The 17342-nt window shown below is 59.7% G+C and carries 21 protein-coding genes; 6 read left to right on the forward strand and 15 right to left on the reverse strand.

From position 1 onward, the window contains the following. Positions 1-132 precede the first annotated feature (132 nt). The 11 genes from HWQ56_RS10415 to HWQ56_RS10465 all read right to left on the reverse strand — a co-directional run bounded on the left by HWQ56_RS10415 (position 133) and on the right by HWQ56_RS10465 (position 10665). Positions 133-1295, reverse strand: a protein-coding gene (locus HWQ56_RS10415) for an IS3 family transposase (protein ID WP_176569813.1) whose coding sequence is annotated in 2 segments (ribosomal slippage) — positions 133-1043 and positions 1043-1295 — 1164 coding nt in all. Because the reading frame shifts where the segments join, the coding sequence is not laid out codon by codon here. Beyond that, positions 1264-4050, reverse strand: a complete 2787-nt coding sequence (locus HWQ56_RS10420) for a conjugative transfer ATPase (RefSeq protein ID WP_176570391.1) — start codon at positions 4048-4050, stop codon at positions 1264-1266. The genes HWQ56_RS10415 and HWQ56_RS10420 overlap by 32 nt, the downstream gene beginning before the upstream one ends. Continuing rightward, positions 4050-4466, reverse strand: coding sequence for a TIGR03751 family conjugal transfer lipoprotein (locus HWQ56_RS10425; protein WP_176570392.1), 417 nt, complete (start codon positions 4464-4466; stop codon positions 4050-4052). The genes HWQ56_RS10420 and HWQ56_RS10425 overlap by 1 nt, the downstream gene beginning before the upstream one ends. After that, complete coding sequence (locus tag HWQ56_RS10430) at positions 4429-5937, reverse strand: TIGR03752 family integrating conjugative element protein (RefSeq protein WP_176570393.1); 1509 nt, start codon at positions 5935-5937, stop codon at positions 4429-4431. Before HWQ56_RS10430 ends, HWQ56_RS10425 begins: the two co-directional genes overlap by 38 nt. Then, positions 5927-6742 carry a TIGR03749 family integrating conjugative element protein gene (locus HWQ56_RS10435; RefSeq protein WP_176570394.1) on the reverse strand — a complete coding sequence of 272 codons (816 nt, stop codon included), beginning with the start codon at positions 6740-6742 and terminating at the stop codon, positions 5927-5929. Before HWQ56_RS10435 ends, HWQ56_RS10430 begins: the two co-directional genes overlap by 11 nt. Continuing rightward, positions 6739-7380 (reverse strand): PFL_4703 family integrating conjugative element protein, encoded by a 642-nt coding sequence (locus HWQ56_RS10440; protein ID WP_176570395.1) that lies wholly within the window; start codon positions 7378-7380, stop codon positions 6739-6741. The genes HWQ56_RS10435 and HWQ56_RS10440 overlap by 4 nt, the downstream gene beginning before the upstream one ends. After that, positions 7377-7778 (reverse strand): TIGR03750 family conjugal transfer protein, encoded by a 402-nt coding sequence (locus HWQ56_RS10445; protein WP_176570396.1) that lies wholly within the window; start codon positions 7776-7778, stop codon positions 7377-7379. Before HWQ56_RS10445 ends, HWQ56_RS10440 begins: the two co-directional genes overlap by 4 nt. Before the next feature lie 7 nt (positions 7779-7785). Then, positions 7786-8163, reverse strand: coding sequence for a TIGR03745 family integrating conjugative element membrane protein (locus HWQ56_RS10450; protein ID WP_176570397.1), 378 nt, complete (start codon positions 8161-8163; stop codon positions 7786-7788). 18 nt (positions 8164-8181) lie between these two features. Continuing rightward, on the reverse strand, positions 8182-8421 hold the full coding sequence (locus HWQ56_RS10455; RefSeq protein ID WP_176570398.1) for a TIGR03758 family integrating conjugative element protein: 240 nt from the start codon (positions 8419-8421) through the stop codon (positions 8182-8184). Next, positions 8408-8749, reverse strand: coding sequence for an integrative conjugative element protein, RAQPRD family (locus tag HWQ56_RS29405; RefSeq protein WP_176570399.1), 342 nt, complete (start codon positions 8747-8749; stop codon positions 8408-8410). The genes HWQ56_RS10455 and HWQ56_RS29405 overlap by 14 nt, the downstream gene beginning before the upstream one ends. A 485-nt stretch (positions 8750-9234) precedes the next feature. Next, positions 9235-10665 carry an IS1182 family transposase gene (locus HWQ56_RS10465; RefSeq protein WP_176570400.1) on the reverse strand — a complete coding sequence of 477 codons (1431 nt, stop codon included), beginning with the start codon at positions 10663-10665 and terminating at the stop codon, positions 9235-9237. Between the two features lie 40 nt (positions 10666-10705). On the opposite strand from HWQ56_RS10465, the gene HWQ56_RS10470 reads away from it, so the two are divergent. After that, positions 10706-11005, forward strand: a complete 300-nt coding sequence (locus tag HWQ56_RS10470; protein ID WP_245217829.1) for a hypothetical protein — start codon at positions 10706-10708, stop codon at positions 11003-11005. 187 nt (positions 11006-11192) lie between these two features. Here HWQ56_RS10470 and HWQ56_RS10475 read toward each other — a convergent pair whose 3' ends face one another. Further along, the gene (locus tag HWQ56_RS10475) at positions 11193-11453 is read right to left on the reverse strand and encodes a hypothetical protein (RefSeq protein ID WP_176570401.1); all 261 of its coding nucleotides are present in this window, start codon (positions 11451-11453) and stop codon (positions 11193-11195) included. Then, positions 11450-12307 carry an SDR family oxidoreductase gene (locus HWQ56_RS10480; protein ID WP_176570402.1) on the reverse strand — a complete coding sequence of 286 codons (858 nt, stop codon included), beginning with the start codon at positions 12305-12307 and terminating at the stop codon, positions 11450-11452. The genes HWQ56_RS10475 and HWQ56_RS10480 overlap by 4 nt, the downstream gene beginning before the upstream one ends. Positions 12308-12510: 203 nt before the next feature. Between HWQ56_RS10480 and HWQ56_RS10485 the strand changes: the two genes are divergently transcribed. The 5 genes from HWQ56_RS10485 (at position 12511) to HWQ56_RS29225 (ending at position 15444) form a co-directional block, all read left to right on the forward strand. Further along, complete coding sequence (locus HWQ56_RS10485; RefSeq protein WP_176570403.1) at positions 12511-12693, forward strand: hypothetical protein; 183 nt, start codon at positions 12511-12513, stop codon at positions 12691-12693. A 24-nt stretch (positions 12694-12717) separates the two neighbouring features. After that, positions 12718-13710: an SDR family oxidoreductase gene (locus HWQ56_RS10490; protein ID WP_176570404.1), complete on the forward strand. Its 993-nt coding sequence runs from the start codon at positions 12718-12720 to the stop codon at positions 13708-13710. Positions 13711-13780: 70 nt separating this feature from the next. Then, positions 13781-14839 carry a zinc-binding metallopeptidase family protein gene (locus HWQ56_RS10495; protein WP_245217830.1) on the forward strand — a complete coding sequence of 353 codons (1059 nt, stop codon included), beginning with the start codon at positions 13781-13783 and terminating at the stop codon, positions 14837-14839. Next, on the forward strand, positions 14836-15294 hold the full coding sequence (locus HWQ56_RS10500; protein ID WP_176570406.1) for an HhH-GDP family DNA glycosylase: 459 nt from the start codon (positions 14836-14838) through the stop codon (positions 15292-15294). Before HWQ56_RS10495 ends, HWQ56_RS10500 begins: the two co-directional genes overlap by 4 nt. Before the next feature lie 15 nt (positions 15295-15309). Beyond that, positions 15310-15444 carry a hypothetical protein gene (locus HWQ56_RS29225; RefSeq protein ID WP_280634421.1) on the forward strand — a complete coding sequence of 45 codons (135 nt, stop codon included), beginning with the start codon at positions 15310-15312 and terminating at the stop codon, positions 15442-15444. A gap of 352 nt (positions 15445-15796) precedes the next feature. Here HWQ56_RS29225 and HWQ56_RS10505 read toward each other — a convergent pair whose 3' ends face one another. Continuing rightward, the gene (locus tag HWQ56_RS10505; protein ID WP_176570407.1) at positions 15797-16195 is read right to left on the reverse strand and encodes a response regulator; all 399 of its coding nucleotides are present in this window, start codon (positions 16193-16195) and stop codon (positions 15797-15799) included. A gap of 160 nt (positions 16196-16355) precedes the next feature. Then, on the reverse strand, positions 16356-17153 hold the full coding sequence (locus HWQ56_RS10510; protein WP_176570408.1) for an SDR family NAD(P)-dependent oxidoreductase: 798 nt from the start codon (positions 17151-17153) through the stop codon (positions 16356-16358). Between the last annotated feature and the right edge of the window lie 189 nt (positions 17154-17342).

A 17342-nucleotide genomic window follows, 5' to 3' on the forward strand; every position in this document is an offset into this window, starting at 1 on the left:
TAGCGTTCTAGATGTTGGAATATGCTGCTCGCCCCAGTCTCGATCGACAAGCGATAATGGGTTTTTAGCGGCTGAGTAAGCTGCGTGAATTATCAAGACTCGCTGCAATCTGTTCAGCGGCTTTTGTAGTGGTCAACTGATCCCGGACACTGAATTGAGTTTTTCCTCTGCGACCGCAGGCGGTAGCCCTTCGTTGAATTGATGCGGTCGCCGCCAGTTGTACCGCTCCATCAAAAACCGACTGATATCTTGCTGTGCCAGCACAGCGCTCATGTAGCCCACCGGCGGTATCCATTCAGTCTTCAGGCTGCGAAATAGCCGCTCCATCGGCGCGTTGTCGTGGCAGTTGCCGCGCCGACTCATGCTCTGCGTGAAGCGGTATCTCCATAGTCTCTGGCGGAAACTCCGGCTCCCGTATTGGCTGCCCTGGTCGCTGTGAAACAGCACATTCTGAGGCCGGCCACGCTGCTCATAGGCCATATCCAATGCCTTGATCACCAGGTCGGCATCAGGCTTGGCTGAGAACGCCCAACCTACAACACGCCGTGCACAAAGGTCGATGACAGCCGCCAGATAGTGCCATTGGCCTTCAGCCCAGACGTACGTAATGTCACCGCACCAGACCTTGTTCGGGGATGCCACGCTGAACCCGCGATCAAGCACGTTCGGGATATCAGGCCGCTCCACGGTAGCCTTTTTGTAGGCATGGGAGCCCGGCTGTTTGCTGATCAAGTTCAGCTCATGCATCAACCTACGTACTTTGAATCGCCCGATCTGCATACCGTCCTCTTTCATCATCAGCATGATGCTCCGGCTGCCCGCAGCGCTTCGGCTTTGCGTAAACAACTCGTTCACGCGGCTACGCAAGACTACTCGTTCGGGATCCGGATACCGACGTTTCCGGCAGTACGCGTAGTAGCAAGATCGGGTGACATCAAATACCGAGCACAACAGATCAACAGGCTCTTGAGCCCGCAGTTGATCGATTAACGCGAACGCTCGTGTTCCTCGGCCATCAAGAGCGCGGTGGCCTTTTTTAAGATCGATTTTTCCCGTTCTAGCCGATTGATACGGGCTTCGAGTTCCTGGATTTTTTGCTGCTCTGGCGTCAGAGCCTTGCTGCTGGGAGTAACACCGCCACGTTCTTGCTGAAGCTGGCTCACCCATCGACGAAGCGCCGATTCGACCAATCCGAGCGAACGGGCGGCTTCGATATGGCTGTAGCCTTGGTCGAGCACCAGGCACGCAGCCTCGCGTTTGAACTCAGGGGTAAAGGTACGACGTTGCTTGGTCATCAGACACCTCTCTATGACGAGCATTCTCGCCTAAATGGGTGTCCGGTTTCATTAGACCACTACATTTCAACTCCGACAAATTGTGGGCGTGCATGAGTTGCCAGCGTTGCGCTTTCTCCTCCGGCTCCGTCATGGCCAAGGCAAGGTAGAGGCTTGGCGGTACTACACGAAATAATGTTTCCAAGTTCTTGGCCAGCACCACGCCCTCTGTATATTTACCCGATGCCTTGCTCGCTGATAGCAGCAACGCCTTCTGCGCCGGCGTCAGCTTCTTGAAGCGGGCGATCTCCTCGATTTCCGCCGGCGGCATGTTCAGGCAGATCCACCATTCGATCATGTTGAGCATGGTCTGCGCGGCGCAGGGGAAGTCGGCCAGGTTCTGCGTGGCCAGCCAGAACCAGGCACCCAGCTTGCGCCACATCTTCGTGCCCTTGACCACGAACGGCGCCAACAAGGGATTCTTGGTGATGATGTGGCCCTCGTCAGTCACCATGATCAATGGCCGGCCCAGATATTGATCGCGTTCGGCCAGGTTGTTCACGGTGTTCATCAGGCTGATGTAGCTGATCGACATCTGCGCCTCGTATCCCTCGCGGGCGTAGGTCGCAAGATCCACGATGGTGACGTCACTCTCGGGCCAAGGCGTGCCGGCCCGGTCAAACAGCGTGCCCTCGAAGCCCTGGCAGAACAGATCGATGGACTCGCCCATCTCCTGGGCGCGTTCGCGGCGCTTGCCGGGCAGATGGGCATCGCAGGCCACCCGTAGCAACGCATCCCGCACGTCATGGGTCATGACCTGCTGCCGGGCATTCGCGCAGGCTTTGGCGGCATCGAGGATGCATTCCCGGATCAGGCTGCGGTCCGCGCGGGTCAGGCGCGCTTCCTCCTTGGATTCGCCTCCGGTGATCATCAGGCGCGCGGTGATCTCCAATTCACCTAGGACGTCGCGTTGTTCATCGTTGTCCGCGTGGCCGTCGTCAAGATCATCGGTGGCCAGGCTGGCGACTTGGTCGGGGCGCTCAACCAGCCGCCGGGCGTCGGCGAACGGTGCCAGGCTCAAGCCGCTGCCCGGCTTGAGTTGGACCTTGTTGACCGATAGCCCCAAGGTAGCGAAATAGTCACCTTGCAGGCCAAACGAGTTGCCGGCCTCGACGATGAACAGGCGGGGCCGGTAGACGGCCATCACCTGCATCAGGATCGAGACCAGGGTAGCCGACTTACCCGCGCCGGTAGGGCCGAACAGCAGCAGGTGACCGTTCATGGACCGATCGAACCGCGACAGCGGGTCGAAGGACAGCGGAGCACCGCCGCGATTGAAGAACGTGATGCCTGGATTACCGGTGCCAACATTGCGCCCCCACAACGGCAGCAGGTTGGCTACGTGTTGCACGAACAGTAGCCGGGTGTACCAGTTTCGTTTGTCGCGGTTGGCGTTGTACACCATGGGCAGCCAGCGCAGGTAGCTGTTGCACGCGGCAACTTCATCGCCGTCGCGCACTGGCTGCAGGCCAGCACCGAGCAGGACGTTGGCGGCCTGGATGGAGCGCTGGCGCAGCTCTTGCTCGTCCTTGCCGCACAGGTAGAACGCCAAGGTGCCTCGGTACAGCTTGTGCTGGCGGCCGATCAGCGAGCGCGCCTCCTCGACATCCTGACGGGTCTGGGTGGAGGCCAGGTTTTCGCCAATGGCCTTGCGGGCGAGCCGATTGAGCTGCTCCTCGAGTACGTCCTGCGGCGTCACCACCAGCGTCAGGCTCATGACCGTGGCTTCCGGCATCTGGTCGAACAGCGCGTTGAGCGCCTCGCCCTTGCGCGTCTCTCCGGTGAGTTGGCCGATGTGGGGTGGCTTGCGCAGCTTGTCGACCACCATCACCCGGTGGGGCTGCTGGTCGAAGTACCACAGTCCCTGCTCAACGTCGGAGCGCGGCTCCTGATAGAACAGGCGCTCGGCAAAATCGTGGTCAAAGGGCAATTGCAGTGAGTCTATCTCGCCGTCTTCGGGATAGGGCATGCGTCGGTAAAACTCGGCGGGTGATTCGCCGGTCAGGGTCGGAGCCGGATTGAACCAGGGCAGCAGCCAGGCGTAGAAGTCGCGGCCATTCAACCGCCGAGGGCTGACGCCGCAGGCTTGGAGGGAGGCAGTGATGCGGTCGCAGGCCCTGGCTAGCAATTGCGTGGGCGCTTGTTCATGGTTGTCGGCCGGGACGTCCAGCCACCGATAGATCACCATTCGAATCCGCCTATTGCTGCCGCGCCATGGCAAGTGCGACACCACGTGGTCTTCAAACAAACCACCGGGTTTGGCCACGGCGGCCAGATGCCGGCGCATCAAGCCGAAAAACGCGTCGGTGAATGGTGTGCCCTGGGCCCGAGGTGCGATATAGCGCTCCAAGCGTTCCAGGTAAGGTGAGAAATCGCTGTCGTCCTGGCAGTAAAACTGTACCACCCATGGCGCCTGGTCGAGCTCGTCGAAGCTGTCCTGCAGGGCATCCTCCAGCGCATCACGTGCGGCCAGCAGCCATTCGGGCTCGCGGCCTTCCGTGCCGATCGGCTGCAGCTCGAATGCAGCACCGACCGAGCGGTTGTCGTCGAGCAGGAAGCAGCGCTCCGCCTCCAGGTACTCCACCCACGGCAGGTGGTCGGTGAAGCTCGGGTTGTGTGCGTACTGCGCGGCTTCATCGGCTTGCGTTGCACGTCGGCGCTGGGCGGAGCGCCATGGTTTCCAGCGTCGTTGCCCCTGATCGCGCTCTTCGGTCATCAGAGATCATCCAGGCGTTCGCCCGGAAGCGCGTACTGGACCTTCTCGTACAGCGGAAACACGGTCGAATAGCCCGGCACGGGCGCCTGCTGGGTGCCGCTCAGATGCGGGTAGACGTACATCACCAGATCAGGGTTGGGCAGCCGAGGAAACTGCGCGCGGATTTCGTTGGCTGCGGTGCGTGTGTAGGAAGCCTGGTCACTGATCAGCCGCTCGGGTTCGAGGACCGGCCGGCGCAGTTCGCTGCGGGCCTCCTGCAGTTGTGCCTGGGTGCCCACGGAGCCGGGGCCGTTCCAGACGTCGAGCATCGTCTGGTCGCCATGGGGCAGCAGCTTATCCTTGTCGGTGCTGCAGCCCAGCAGCGCTAGGCAGAGCAGACTAATCCAGGTCCAGCGTGGAGACGGAAGGGCTTTCATGGTGGACTCTCCGGCCTTTGGGCTCGTAGTCGATGGTGATTTCGTGGTCCAGGTGCAGCGCGACCTTGGCGGAGGGGGGCACGTAGATGGCAGCGAAGGCTTCGCCATAAAGCTTGTTGACCCAGTCACGGATATCGCTGATGCCACCGCTGATGACCGCGTTCAGCGCGCTGTTGCCGCTGCTCTGGCTGACGCCCAGCGAGCTGCTGCTTGAACTGATGAAGGAGGCGCTGTTTTGCTCGCTGCCCAAGGCTGCCGCGAAGCCGGCGCCTGCGGCGGTGATCAGGCTCTGGCTGCCCAGGTACTGCTGGGCGTTGGAGCGACGCTCGCCGGAAATGCACGGAATACCATAGGGGTCGGAAATGTAGCCCAGGCCGCCGCGGATCTTCTCGGTATTCGAGGACTGGCTGGTGGCGCTGTTGCGGCTGACGACGGCCTGTGGCTGCGGCACGGTGCGCACGGTGCCGTCGGCGAAGACGAAGGTGATCGACTCGACCTGGCCCCGCACGCAGGACAGTGTCCAGTCGCCGGAGGCGGTACCGCTCATGACCGCACCCACCACCTCGGGCAGGTCAATGCCGTTCGCCGTGAGGTTATCCGCTCCGACCAGGACCTTGAAGGGGTAGGGGTCATTGACCGTGCCGTCCACGGGGACCCGGCCGATCAGCGCGGTCATGGCCACGGAGCCCATCAATGTGGCGTTCTCCGGGATGGTGTAGACGGGTTTGGCGCCTTCGCTGCGATCATGCTGAGCCGCAAGATCCCGCTCGCCCTTGGCCACGGCACGCAGCTGTTTCTGACCACGGTCGATGGCGTTGTCCTGCAGCCCCTCCAGGCCATTGAACTTCGAGGACAACTTGGACAGCGGGCTGTCAGCTTTCGCGGAGCCGTCGTTCGCTGCGCGTGAGGACGCTGGCTCAATCCATTGCAGCGCATCCGCCGTTGGCTGCACACCCTTGATGGCCAGCTCGTCACCGGGCTCCAGGCCGAAACCCACGGGTAAGTCGGACTTGGGTCCTGACATCCCGGCAATCTGATCTTTGAGCTTCGACAGCAGCCCTTGGGTTTCCCGGTGCTGTTGTTCGGCGTTCTGCCGAGTATCATTGGCTTGCTGGCGCTGTTCGTTCACTTGCTGGGTGATGCTGCCCAGGGTGCTCTGAATGCGGCTGTCGATGCTGCCCTCGCGAGTACGCAGCCGATTGTTCTCGGTCTGCAGCGAGTCATTGCTTTTCTTCAACGTCAGCATGTCGCTGCGCATGGCTTTGACCTGGCCGACCAGGGTGGCCACGGTGTCGCGCGGGGTATCGCCGGCAATGCCCAGAGACTTGGCCTGCTCGGCAGTGAGGGTGGCGTTGTCCTGAGGTTGAGGGTGCTTTTCACCTTGCGGTGTAACCCAGGACCTGAAGATGATCAGCACCACGGCAACCAGCAGGCCGGGCACCAGCCACTTCAGCAGCACGTTAGCTTTCATGGTCGGCACCCTCCGGCTTGGGTGGGGGCAGCAGCAGTGCCTGTCTCAGGTCGCCGCCCCGTGTGACCAGGTAGGCCACCGTAGTGTCTTCAGGCGTTCCGGAGCGTCCCAGCGAGTTGTGCTGGAAGGTGGCCGTAAACAGGGTCGCCTGCAGATGACGCGGGTCTAGCAATACCTCGCCTGGCCCCTGGTTGACCAGCTTTACTGCGGTGACCCAATAGTCGCCCAGACGCCAGGCGGCGAGGGCTTTGACGGTAACGTGTTCGGTGGGCAGCAGGGTACTGAGTGCAGCGGACTTACCAACCGGCACGCGGCGGACACCAGGCAGCGGCGCGACTGTACGCAATGGCGCATAGAGGTTTTGCGCGGCATAGCGGGTGAGCACCACCGGGATTGGCGTAGCCGGTACCGCAGGCGCAGCGACTTGGGCATCCTCCGCTTCAGGCGTCTTGGCGTCCGCAACAATCTTGATCGGTTCCAGCGCGGCAGTGCCGGCCACCGCTTCAACGTCGATCAGCACCATATCGCCGGACTTCACCGACTGCAGTTGCAGGCGTGTGGGTGGAATTGTGTCGGACGCCAGCAAATACAGGGTGCTGTCCACCGATTGCACGCGCAGCTTTGCGCTGATTGAATTGGGCACGCCGACACGAACGTCCTCGTCGAGCATCAGGATGCGTTCCTGGCCAACCACCAGTGGCACGGCCAGGGGCAGACGATCCCAATGCTTGATCTCAACGGCGTTCGCGGTTGCGCACCAAGTAGCTGACCCTACGAAGGCCAGGATCAATAAGTGTCTGTTCATGACGCATCTCCCGGTAGCGACAGCTTCTGCGGCGTGCCTTCGTAGCAGTCCAGGGCCAGGCCCCACTTGTTGTGCTCGGGGTCGACATCGAAGCGCACCACGCGCAGCGGGTAACGCACGACCACGCGCTTGACCGGTTCGGCGGCGTAGTACTCATCGGCGTTGAGATCGAGCTGCACCAGCCAGCTGTGCGTATCCAGCTGCTTCACCCGCAGGCCGGGGTCATCGCTGTACCCGCGGCCGAGTACTTCATAGACGCCCCGTACGCGACCGCGCAGCTCCCCAGCGCCCTTGCGGTACTCGAAGTCACCGTCGAGGAAGGTCTTGCAGGCCGGCGTGAGGTACGGCTGGAGGGCATAGATCGCCCGGGGGTAATCGGCCTCGCCATCCGTAGGCCAGCGATTGAGCTGGCCAAAGATGTACAGGGCGAAGGAATAGATGTTTTCCGGCGGCACATCCCACCATTTGCGCGTGCTCCCCGAGCGCAGGTCTGGCGGTACATGAATGGTCAGCTGGCTAGGGGAGGTCTGCCAGCCATACCAGAGCCCCGCACAGAGCAGCGCCAGTGTCCCGACGGCCAGGCGCAGGCTGAAAATATGCGCCTGTTGCGCATCGACCTTGTTGCGGAAGCGGCTCATGGGTTGCCCTCCCGATGACGACGGGTGCGCCTGACCGTCCAGGGGCCTGAGTGCAGGATCAGGTGCTGGGCGCCGACGCCCCAGTGCAGGGCCAGATCCCATTGCAACCTGCGGTACAACCAGGTCTCGGGCCGGGCGCGTTTGGCGCGGCGCAGCAACTTGCCGCCGGCAAACAGTACCAGTGCCATGCTGGCGATCATGCAGGTGGGCAGCATGGCGATGGAGCTGGTGGCCAGCGCCAGGGGCGCACCGATAATGAGGCCAATGCTGGCGCCAATGGCGAGGGCGACCCACATCTCATCGTTGGTCAGGCCGCGCAGCACGGCAGGGTCACGATTGAGCCGTTCGGGCAGGAAGGTTAGGGTGCCGTCGGGCAGGGTCGCGATGGGATCGGGCATGGCGACCTCACAGGATGGCAGCGGCTTTGGTCAGGAACCAGATGATGACCACCACCAGCAGCGCACCGACACCGACGACCGCGCCCAGATCCTTCCAGGTCTTACGCTGGTTCTGTACGTCGGCATAGACCGTCAGTGAGTGCCAAGCCACACCGAGAAAGGCGAGGAGGGCGATCAACAGGCCCAGCAAAATGCCGCCGTCGTAGGCGTAGTTCTTAATGGTCTCGATCAGCCCAGTCCCTTCGCCGCGTGAGGGCGCCTCCATGGTTGGGAGATCGGCGAAGGCCAGGCTCGACATCAAAATCAGCAGGCTGCCCAGCAAGTCTTGCTGCAGGCGCTGGCGTAGGTGGATGAAGCGGACGGGACGAAATAGGCTAAGGGGCATGGCTAGGGTCTCCTGCGGTCAGGACAGCATGAAAAACATCAAGACGATCAGGGCAAGCGCGAGACGGGCCGTGCTCCCGCCGAGGGCACCGAAGCTGAGGTTACCGGCCGCCCAACCCCGGTAGCCCGTCCACAGCGCCCAGGCGCACCACAGCAATGCCAGCACTAAGACTGTCGAACGCCAGAGCACCGAACTGAGTTGTGGCGCAAAGCCGGCAGCCGCAGTGAATGCGTTGATCTGGGTGTCAGTCATGCTCATGGCTTGTGCCCGCCGCTGGCTCGTTGGCGCGGTAAGAACCAGATAACTGGGTGAGTTCGTTGGGTTGTGCGCGTGAGGGCGTCAGGTAGTCGTTAACGCCCTGGCGTATTCGCTGAAGGTCTTGGGCGAGTTGCCCGTAGTCGAAGCGATAGCGTGATTCACCAGCGGCAGACGCAGTAAGCTTTGATCGGTCAGCCAGTCCAGCGATGGCGTCTAGCTGGTTGACGATCAACCCCAGGTCGCGTGCCTCTACCCCCTCTTGCGCCAAGGTGGGAAGCGGGAGCAGGACAGCGAGAAAACAGAGGCTCGGTATCAAAGGAAATATCATCACAAGTAATCCAAGACATGTCTGGCATCACCGTGACTGACTTGTGAATTTTTCGCTTGAAGGATATTGATCCGAACCTGGTCGCTTTTGATGTCCCAATGCAGTGTCGAAACCGGAGAAATGCGGGCTCCGTGCAGTTAAGTCGAATCGCCAGCAGCAGGCTGGTAGGCCGCTATTACCTTAAGCGGTAGTGGCTCAGATCAATGAGGTTGTAGTGCCAACGCTCCCCTTTTCTACTGACTGTGCATAATCGCAACGGCTGCAGTTGGCCGAAATGGGCCTGTGGTGACCGGCCGGTTCCGACCCAAAGCTGTCATTCGCTGAGGTCAGCTATTGGCCCAGAGTGTGTAAAAACGCTCATGGGCCTCATCGTCCTGGAGCATCGACGTTCGTTCGCACGGTAAATGACGCGGGTCGCATCGGTAGCGACCTGGAGCACGTCAACCCTGTTTTACAGCCTCTCGGATGGGCCGGAATAGCCTTTCTTACGCCGACAGCGCTTTCATCAAACCGTTAGTGCCGATGATTTTCATGACCCTTTTCAAATTGTAGGCGAGCACATTCAAGCTCATCTCCGCGCTCACTCCGGCCAGCTTTCGAGTCAGAAAGTGCGTCGCACCCATCCATTGTTTGAGCGTCCCGAAGGGATGCTCAACCGTCCGCTTTCGGACTCGCATCATCTCCGGTGATTTGCTCAGCCGGTTCTGCATTTCCTCCAATACAGCTTCATGTTCCCAGCGTCGAATTCGTCGTTCTGTGCTCGGTGTGCACTGCGATTTCAAGGCACAGCCTTGGCATTTCGAACTCCAGTACCGGTGTAACTTCAGGCCTTTTTCAATGCTGGAAAAACGCCAAATCAATGCCTCTCCAGCGGGACAAATGTATTCATTTTTTGAAGCCTCGTAGATGAAGGCGCCATTGTTGAAACGCCCGTCAGCCTTGGCTCCAGAGGTCATCGGCTTGGGCACATAGGCGGTGATACCTGCATCGTGACAGGCCAGGATTTCTTCGCTTTTGAAGTAACCTCGGTCAGCCACTACCGACAGCATTTCTGATGCCATCGCCTCGCGGGCCTGCTTGGCCATTGAGCTGAGTTGATCGCGGTCGGAGCCGGTATTGGTGACCTCGTGCGCAACGATCAAATGGTGCTGGGTATCGACCGCTGTTTGCACGTTGTAGCCCACGATTCCAGTGCCACGCGTCATCATGGAGCGGGCGTCCGGATCGGTCAGTGAGACCTGTTTGTCCGGCGAGTCGTTGAGCCGAACTTCGATCGCCTGAAGTTCTTTCATCTGAGCCTTAAGCTTGGCGATTTTTTCTCCCAGTCGCGCAGCCTTGGGCTGCGCGGCCGCGGGTTCTTGCCGATCGGCTTGGTCGAGCGCAGTCAGATACCGGTTGATGCTCGATTCAATTTCTTCCATTCGCCGTTGCAACTTGGCGCTGGTGAAGTTGCGGTCGCGATTGTTGACGGCCTTGAACTTGCTACCGTCGATGGCAACCAGGTTTTCTTCGAACAGTCCCAGCTGCTGGCACAGCACGACGAACTGCCGGCAGACACCGCGGATGGATTTGCTGTTGTCTTTTCGGAAGTTGGCAATGGTCTTGAAATCGGGCATCAAGCGGCCGGTCAGCCACATCAGCTCAACGTTGCGCTGGGCCTCTCGCTCCAGACGCCGGCTTGACTGAATGCGGTTGAGATAGCCGTAGATGTAGATCTTCAGCATGATTGCGGGATGATAAGCAGGCCGGCCAGTATCGGCCGGTATGGCGCCTTCAAAACCCAGCTTGACCAGGTCGAGTTCGTCGACAAAGACGTCGACTACGCGCACCGGATTGGTATCGCTGACGTAGTCATCGAGGCTTTGGGGAAGTAAGGTTCCTTGACCTCTATGCTCCCCTTGAACAAAGCGCTTCACGAGACGATCCTCTTGTGGAACTCGAATATTGGATGCTGCTGTGAAGATAGTGAAATCTACCCGTTTTGACGATGTCGACCACGATTTAGGGTATGAGTATCGTGGCTACAATTACAGCGTGCAGAACGATGGGGATATGTTCCTGGTCAGAACTTACGACGACGAGCCAGGGCGTGCGACTGTCGTAAGTCCGACCACGGCGCAGGCCAACGGCAACCTTGGACAGCTCGTCACTTTCCTGCGGGCGGAGCTTGGGGTCTCTAGGATCAGGCTCTACAAGGGTGATTTGGGGAGCTACGGTGAGATCGACCTTGAAACGTTGGCATTCCTTACCATTTAAATTCGGTAGCGATAGCGCGGTTGATGTTTTTACACACTCTGGGCCGATAGCGGCCACTAGTGACGGGCGTTAGAAGGTCCAAAGATGACGTCCGCAGGCTTGGGAAAAGGGAATGTTGGCAATCCCGTGCCCAAACGGGCCCTCCGACTCTGCCAGCGTCAAATACACCGTTGCTTCAACGGTATATTCATCGTCGGCTTGCCTCTTTAACCCCATCTTGGCGCATGCCCAGATTTTTCTTGAACCCTCGTAAGTTCATTGCGCCCAGCGCCACCTCCAGCGCGATCAGCGCGTAGGCATGATCATGCCAGCCCCAAATCACCCAGAGTGCATTGCTGAGTATGAAACACCAAAAACCGATGATGCGCCGCCTGGCCTGAGTGGAGCCGGTGAACCAGGCGGCAAAAATAGTGACCGCCATCGCCGGCCATTGCACCCAATCGATCATAGGATGGGCTTGCCACCAGTAACGCCGTAGCGGGTGCCGGAGATGTAGCTACCTTCGTCCGAGGCCAGCAGCACATAAATCGGCGCGGCTTCCACGGGTTGGCCAGGGCGCCCCAACGGTGTCTGGGAACCGAACTGAGTCACCTCTTCATCAGGCATGGTGGCCACGATCAGTGGCGTCCAGATGGGGCCCGGTGCAACGCTGTTGACCCGTATGCCTCGTTCTCCAAGTAACTGCGCCAAGCCGGCGCTGAAGTTGGCGATGGCGCCTTTCGTTGTCGCATAGGCAAGCAGCGTCGGCTTGGGGGTGTCGGAATTAACCGAGCTGGTGTTGATGATTGAGGCGCCCGCCGACATGAAGGGCACGGCGGCCTGGCAGATACGAAACATGGCGGTAATGTTGATATCGAAAGTCTTTACCCATTCCTCATCCGTGATGTCCTCGAAGCGTTCGTGGGTCATCTGAAAGGCAGCGTTGTTGACCAGCACATCAATGCGCCCAAAGCGGGCCACCGTATCGTCGACCAGTTGCTGGCAAACCTGTTTCTTCGCTACATCGCCTTGCAACAGCAAGCACTGGCGGCCAGCGGCTTCCACCCAACGCGCAGTCTCTCGGGCATCTTCGTGCTCGTCCAGGTAGGCGACGGCAACGTCTGCGCCCTCACGGGCAAAAGCGATCGCCACGGCACGGCCAATGCCGCTGTCGGCGCCGGTGATGAGTGCAATCTTGCCTGCCAACTTGCCGCTGCCTTGGTAGCTTTGCTCACCGCAGTCGGGCACCGGGTCCATTCTGCGTTGCGATCCCGGCACTGCTTGAGGCTGGCTGGGGAACGGTGGTTTTGGATAGTTGCGCATGCTTTGGGTCTCCTGGAACTTGCAGCGGGTATGTGCTTGAGAACCCTGAGGCGAAGCAAAAGTTGAGTCGGATTTCGGTCTACCTCGACCAGCGGGGCGTTGGGCGCGCAGGGCTCAGGGCCAACCACGCACTGTAATTGAGCTGAACTTTCAAGCCCGTGCGGCTCTCCCTTTTGGTAACGGCTTACCAAGGAGACCCCATCATGAAAACCACTCAACTGATCGGCCTGGCCTGCTGCGTTTTCATGCTGCACGGTTGCTTCAATGAGACTGATCACCCTGCCCAGGGCGCTGACCGCAGCAAGGCTTCCGTGCAAATGCAAAAACCGGATGCGCCCACTGGCGAGGCCACCCCGGCCGGCGAACCAGACAAAGCCAACCAGTAACTTTTAAATGTCAGGAGCACTTTCATGGAAGACTTCAAACCCTCGCGCCGTTACCTGCTTCAAGGTGCTGCCATAACCGCCGCCGTCGGTTTCGCCGCACCTTCGATGGCGCAAGCGGCGACAGCGACTGCCACTGCGCCGTTGCGTAACCCGCAGAGCGGTTTCCCCAAGCCGCCGTTTACCGAACAGTCACAACCTTGGCCGGGACTGGCAGGAAGCATGAGCCCGCGCCCAGATCACGGCGAGCATAGCTATCAAGGCAGCGGCCAGCTGGTCGGTCGCAAGGCGTTGATCACCGGCGGTGATTCCGGCATTGGCCGTGCGGTGGCGATTGCCTTCGCTCGGGAAGGCGCCGATGTCGCCATTAACTACTTGCCTGCCGAAGAGACGGACGCCAGGGAAGTGGTGAGGTTGATCCAGGACGCCGGCCGCAAGGCAGTGGCGTTGCCCGGTGATCTGCGTGACCCGGAATTTTGTCGAAGCCTGGTGCAGCAGGCCCATCAGGCCTTGGGTGGGCTGGATGTTCTGATCAGCAACGCCGGCCGCCAGCACAGCTTCGATTCGATCCTGGATATCCCAGACGATCAATTCGACTGGACGGTCAAGACCAACCTCTACGCCATGTTCTGGGTCACCAAGGCCGCAGTTGCGCTGATGCCGGAGGGAGCCGCCATCGTCTACACCGCGTCGGTCAATGCCTACGACCCGTCGAAGAATCTGCTCGACTACTCCATGACCAAGGCTGGCATCGCCAACTTCAGCAAGTGCTTGGCCAAGCAATTGGCGGATCGAGGTATTCGCGTCAACGCAGTTGCGCCTGGACCGTTTTGGACCCCGTTGCAGGTCAGTGGTGGTCAAACCATGGAAAAACTGAAAGCGTTTGGCAGTGACACGCCGCTCAAACGTCCAGGCCAGCCAGCGGAAATTGCCTCGCTGTACGTGCAACTGGCGTCGGCTACGTCCACGTATGTGACCGGTCAGGTGTTCGGTGCCTCAGGGGGAGCCGGGCAGCCCTGAGTATCCAATTGCTGGTGGCGGGCTCACTTTCCGGAAGGTAAAGGCAACTCAAGGAGCCATGATGCATCCTATGCAACTACTTGAAGAACTGCTGTATGCCAGAGGCCCTGGAGGCAAAGAGGAAGAGGTGCGGGTGATTTGCGAGCGCGAACTGCGCGAGCATTGCGATGAAACCTGGATCGATGATGCAGGCAACCTGATCGGGCTGATTCGCGCGCCCAACGCTCCCACCGACCATGCCCAGACCGCGGCATCCGGCATGCTGATCATGGCGCATCTGGACGAAATCGCCATGGCAGTCCGCACCATCAACGACGATGGTTCATTGCAGGTCACCGCATTGGGCGGCGCCAACCCGGTCAACTTCGGCATGTGCCCGGTCGATATTCTGGGCGATGCTGCCGTGCTGCCTGGCGTGCTTTCGTTTGGCAGCATGCATGTGACTCGGCAATCGCCGCAGGGAGCCGACGTTCAGGATGGCAATGTGCACTGGCGGGACGTGCACGTGGTCACCCGGCAAAGCCGCAGGCAATTGGAGGAGCAAGGCATTCGAGCTGGCACCCGAGTGGTGCTCAGCCAGCACTGGCGCAAGCCGTTTTACCTTCAGGATGCTATTGGCGCGCACTTCATGGATGACCGCGCACCTGTGGTAGCAGTCCTGCAAGCGGCTGCCATGGTTGCCCTAACGCCAAGCCGCTTAGCCCAGGACACTTACTTCGCCTTCACCACCATGGAGGAGGAAACCAACGCAGGGGCACTGTTCGCAGCACACCATTTGCCATGTCGTACCGCCGTTGCGGTGGAAGTCGGCCCGATTGCAACGGAGTATGGCACCGAGCTATCGGCAAACCCCATCGTCGTCGTTGGCGACGAAAAAGGCCATTACACCCGTTCGGTCACCGATGCATTGATTGCCGCTACGCAACGGGCTGGCTACACGCCGCAACCGGCGTTGCTGGTGGATTTTGCCTCTGACGCCAGTGCGATATTGGCCGTAGGGGCCCTTGGCCGGGCGGGTTGTATCGCCATCCCCACCGAGAACACCCATGGCTTCGAGGTAGTATTGCCGGCAGGTATAGAAGCCTGTGCAAAGAGCTTGACCCGCTTTCTCATGCAAGGGCAAACATGATCGCCGTCACCGCTGCGGACTTGGGTATTGATATCAACGAGCCCGGTGGCAACGGCCTGTTTAAATGGCTGCTGGCCAGTTTTCTGATCGGCAAGCGGATTCGCACCTCTGTGGCGGTTAAGGCTTTTCATCGGCTGGTCGACCAGGAGGAGGTGGGCACGCCGGAACAATTAGCCAGGTGCAGTCATGCCCAGGTCGTCAGGTGGTTGGGCGAGGCCGGCTATGCGCGATATGACGAATCCACAGCGAGGCGTTTGCGGGTATTGGGTAAACGCGTTAGCGAGGAACTGCAACCACAACTGCGTGCGTTGTGCACTGGGGTTCATCGGGTCGCCGACTTCGAGCGCTGGCTACTAAGCTTTGAAGGAGTGGGGCCCAAAACCGTGGAGATATTCATGCGTGAAGCAGCGGGAACGCTAAACGATGCTTCGGCTGATCTCCTCATGCGGTCTTGATCAGGAGCAACAACTATGCAGCCACAAACAGAAGGTTTGGAAGAACAAGGTCCCGATCGCGTCCCTTTCGTCAACGATCCCGCCAAGAGTCGGAAAGAACGCGCTGAGCCTTCCGACGACGAGGCGGATGATGAGCCCGAGGACGAGTGAGGGGCTGGATAGGTATGCGACAACCGCCTGAATTCAAAACAAATTTAGCTCTAGAAATACCGGCTTGATAGGAAAGTCTTCGCGAGAGAACTCCCTGACCCTCTCGGAAGCAACGCCCGGTGGCGGGCAGCGAACCGCCTCTAACGCTTGCACAACAAGATCATTTCCAGGTGGGAAGTACGCGGACATGTCGTTCCGCTCAATATCAAGAAGGACAATGAACCCACGGTCGGGCGTCACCTGGCGGTCGAGTTGGTACCGAACCTCGCGAAGGTTGCGCAAAGATGCGTATACCTGAACGCCACTGCCAAGATATTTTCGGTGCCACTGATCCATAATCGTCTCTTGACACTCAACCATCCGTGACCGGTGCTGCAAACGATCCCAGTGCCTTGATCAGACTCTCGGCAGACCATGGCTTGGCCAGGCAGACGATCCCGGGTTTCACCGGGATGTCCTCCAGAGCAAAGCCACTCATCAGAACGGTGGGCGTCCCCGGCCATTTATCCGCGACCATGCCGAGAAATTCCGCGCCGTGGAGCTGCCCCGGAACATCGTGATCAGCCACCACAGCAGCGCAACCCCCCGATTGCAAAAGATAAACCAGCGCATCGTCACAGTTCTGGAAGCTATGACAAGTGTCGCCGAGATCGGCAAGAATGTCCCCCATGAGCCTTCTGAGCAATGGATCGTCCTCGACCACGACGATATCGCCCTCCAGGCGAAATGAATTCAGGCTGCTGTTCATCATGGGCCTTGATTGCCGGAGTTCAGTAGTCCTAAGGCTGCGGCCACGATCTGCCAAATAGCTGGACACCCATTGGACCGTTTCGGCAGCGCGACGTTCCCAATTCAGCGATAGCAAAATGCCGGCCCATTTGCAGTTTTTTGTCCTGCTATCAAGAAAATGGCTATTGCTGCACCGCTTGTACCGACCCGCCGTCCACGCGAACATTGCTGCCGTTTATGAAAGACCCACGGTGTGAGACCAGCAGCGCGATCACCGCCGCCACTTCCTCCGGCTGTCCTCGCCGCTGTTGCACGATGCCGGGCCGCTCTTCCTTGAGAAAGCTCTCCACCGCTTGCTCAAAAGAGACACCGAGCTGCTCGGCTCGCTTGCGCATCATGTCATTGGTCATTCCAGTTTCGATGAACGCGGGAGCCACGGTGTTGCACAACACACCATGCTCGGCTTCCTTATAGGAGAGGTTCTTTACCCACGCAGCGAGGGCAGCCTTGGCAACGTTGTACACGGCCTCATCGTAGTAGGGCTGGGCGGCATTTTCCGAGGTGATACATACAAACCGCCCCCACCCGCGTGGACGCATGCGTGGAATGGTGGCGCGTGCTACGCGCACCGAGGAGAAGAAGTCAGTTTGCCAAGCCTCTTCGTAGTCAGCATCAGAGAGTTCGAGAGGATCGCCTTTGGCACCGGTAACCCCGGCAGTGTGCACGACGATGTCGATTTTACCGAAATGTGATTCGCCATCAGCCACCACCTGGTTTACGGCTTGCTGGTTTGTGACATCTGCCGCCACCAACAGCCGTTCGCCGGGCAGGTTGGCAAACGCAGTTTGCAAGGCGCCTTCATCACGATCAGTCAGTACCAGCAGGACACCTTCTTGGCTCAACAGTCGCGCTGTTGCTTGGCCTATCCCGCCGCTGGCACCCGTTATCAGCGCGACACGCCCTGTTATTCCAAGATCCATATGAACCTCCTCATCGAAACAATTAAGCCGGTGGCATATCTCCGGCAGTGATGGTTCGACCAACGCAGAGCTACAGTGGCTCCAAAAAAATACTAGAAGGGCGCCTGACTAAAGGTCCGAGATTGTGTGCCACAAAACAGTTTGAATTCCACAAGGCACGCCCCCCTCCAAGACAATAACTACCTCGGG

It is taken from the genome of Pseudomonas eucalypticola (assembly GCF_013374995.1).
Taxonomy (GTDB): Bacteria; Pseudomonadota; Gammaproteobacteria; order Pseudomonadales; family Pseudomonadaceae; genus Aquipseudomonas; species Aquipseudomonas eucalypticola.

Bases quoted from the DNA above. Each gene is read 5' to 3' on its own strand.
- HWQ56_RS10420 (WP_176570391.1), bottom strand. From the start codon at position 4,050: ATGACCGAAGAGCGCGATCAGGGGCAACGACGCTGGAAACCATGGCGC.
- HWQ56_RS10425 (WP_176570392.1), bottom strand. From the start codon at position 4,466: ATGAAAGCCCTTCCGTCTCCACGCTGGACCTGGATTAGTCTGCTCTGC.
- HWQ56_RS10430 (WP_176570393.1), bottom strand. From the start codon at position 5,937: ATGAAAGCTAACGTGCTGCTGAAGTGGCTGGTGCCCGGCCTGCTGGTT.
- HWQ56_RS10435 (WP_176570394.1), bottom strand. From the start codon at position 6,742: ATGAACAGACACTTATTGATCCTGGCCTTCGTAGGGTCAGCTACTTGG.
- HWQ56_RS10440 (WP_176570395.1), bottom strand. From the start codon at position 7,380: ATGAGCCGCTTCCGCAACAAGGTCGATGCGCAACAGGCGCATATTTTC.
- HWQ56_RS10445 (WP_176570396.1), bottom strand. From the start codon at position 7,778: ATGCCCGATCCCATCGCGACCCTGCCCGACGGCACCCTAACCTTCCTG.
- HWQ56_RS10450 (WP_176570397.1), bottom strand. From the start codon at position 8,163: ATGCCCCTTAGCCTATTTCGTCCCGTCCGCTTCATCCACCTACGCCAG.
- HWQ56_RS10455 (WP_176570398.1), bottom strand. From the start codon at position 8,421: ATGAGCATGACTGACACCCAGATCAACGCATTCACTGCGGCTGCCGGC.
- HWQ56_RS29405 (WP_176570399.1), bottom strand. From the start codon at position 8,749: ATGATATTTCCTTTGATACCGAGCCTCTGTTTTCTCGCTGTCCTGCTC.
- HWQ56_RS10475 (WP_176570401.1), bottom strand. From the start codon at position 11,453: ATGATCGATTGGGTGCAATGGCCGGCGATGGCGGTCACTATTTTTGCC.
- HWQ56_RS10480 (WP_176570402.1), bottom strand. From the start codon at position 12,307: ATGCGCAACTATCCAAAACCACCGTTCCCCAGCCAGCCTCAAGCAGTG.
- HWQ56_RS10485 (WP_176570403.1), top strand. From the start codon at position 12,511: ATGAAAACCACTCAACTGATCGGCCTGGCCTGCTGCGTTTTCATGCTG.
- HWQ56_RS10490 (WP_176570404.1), top strand. From the start codon at position 12,718: ATGGAAGACTTCAAACCCTCGCGCCGTTACCTGCTTCAAGGTGCTGCC.
- HWQ56_RS10495 (WP_245217830.1), top strand. From the start codon at position 13,781: ATGCAACTACTTGAAGAACTGCTGTATGCCAGAGGCCCTGGAGGCAAA.
- HWQ56_RS10500 (WP_176570406.1), top strand. From the start codon at position 14,836: ATGATCGCCGTCACCGCTGCGGACTTGGGTATTGATATCAACGAGCCC.
- HWQ56_RS29225 (WP_280634421.1), top strand. From the start codon at position 15,310: ATGCAGCCACAAACAGAAGGTTTGGAAGAACAAGGTCCCGATCGCGTC.
- HWQ56_RS10505 (WP_176570407.1), bottom strand. From the start codon at position 16,195: ATGATGAACAGCAGCCTGAATTCATTTCGCCTGGAGGGCGATATCGTC.
- HWQ56_RS10510 (WP_176570408.1), bottom strand. From the start codon at position 17,153: ATGGATCTTGGAATAACAGGGCGTGTCGCGCTGATAACGGGTGCCAGC.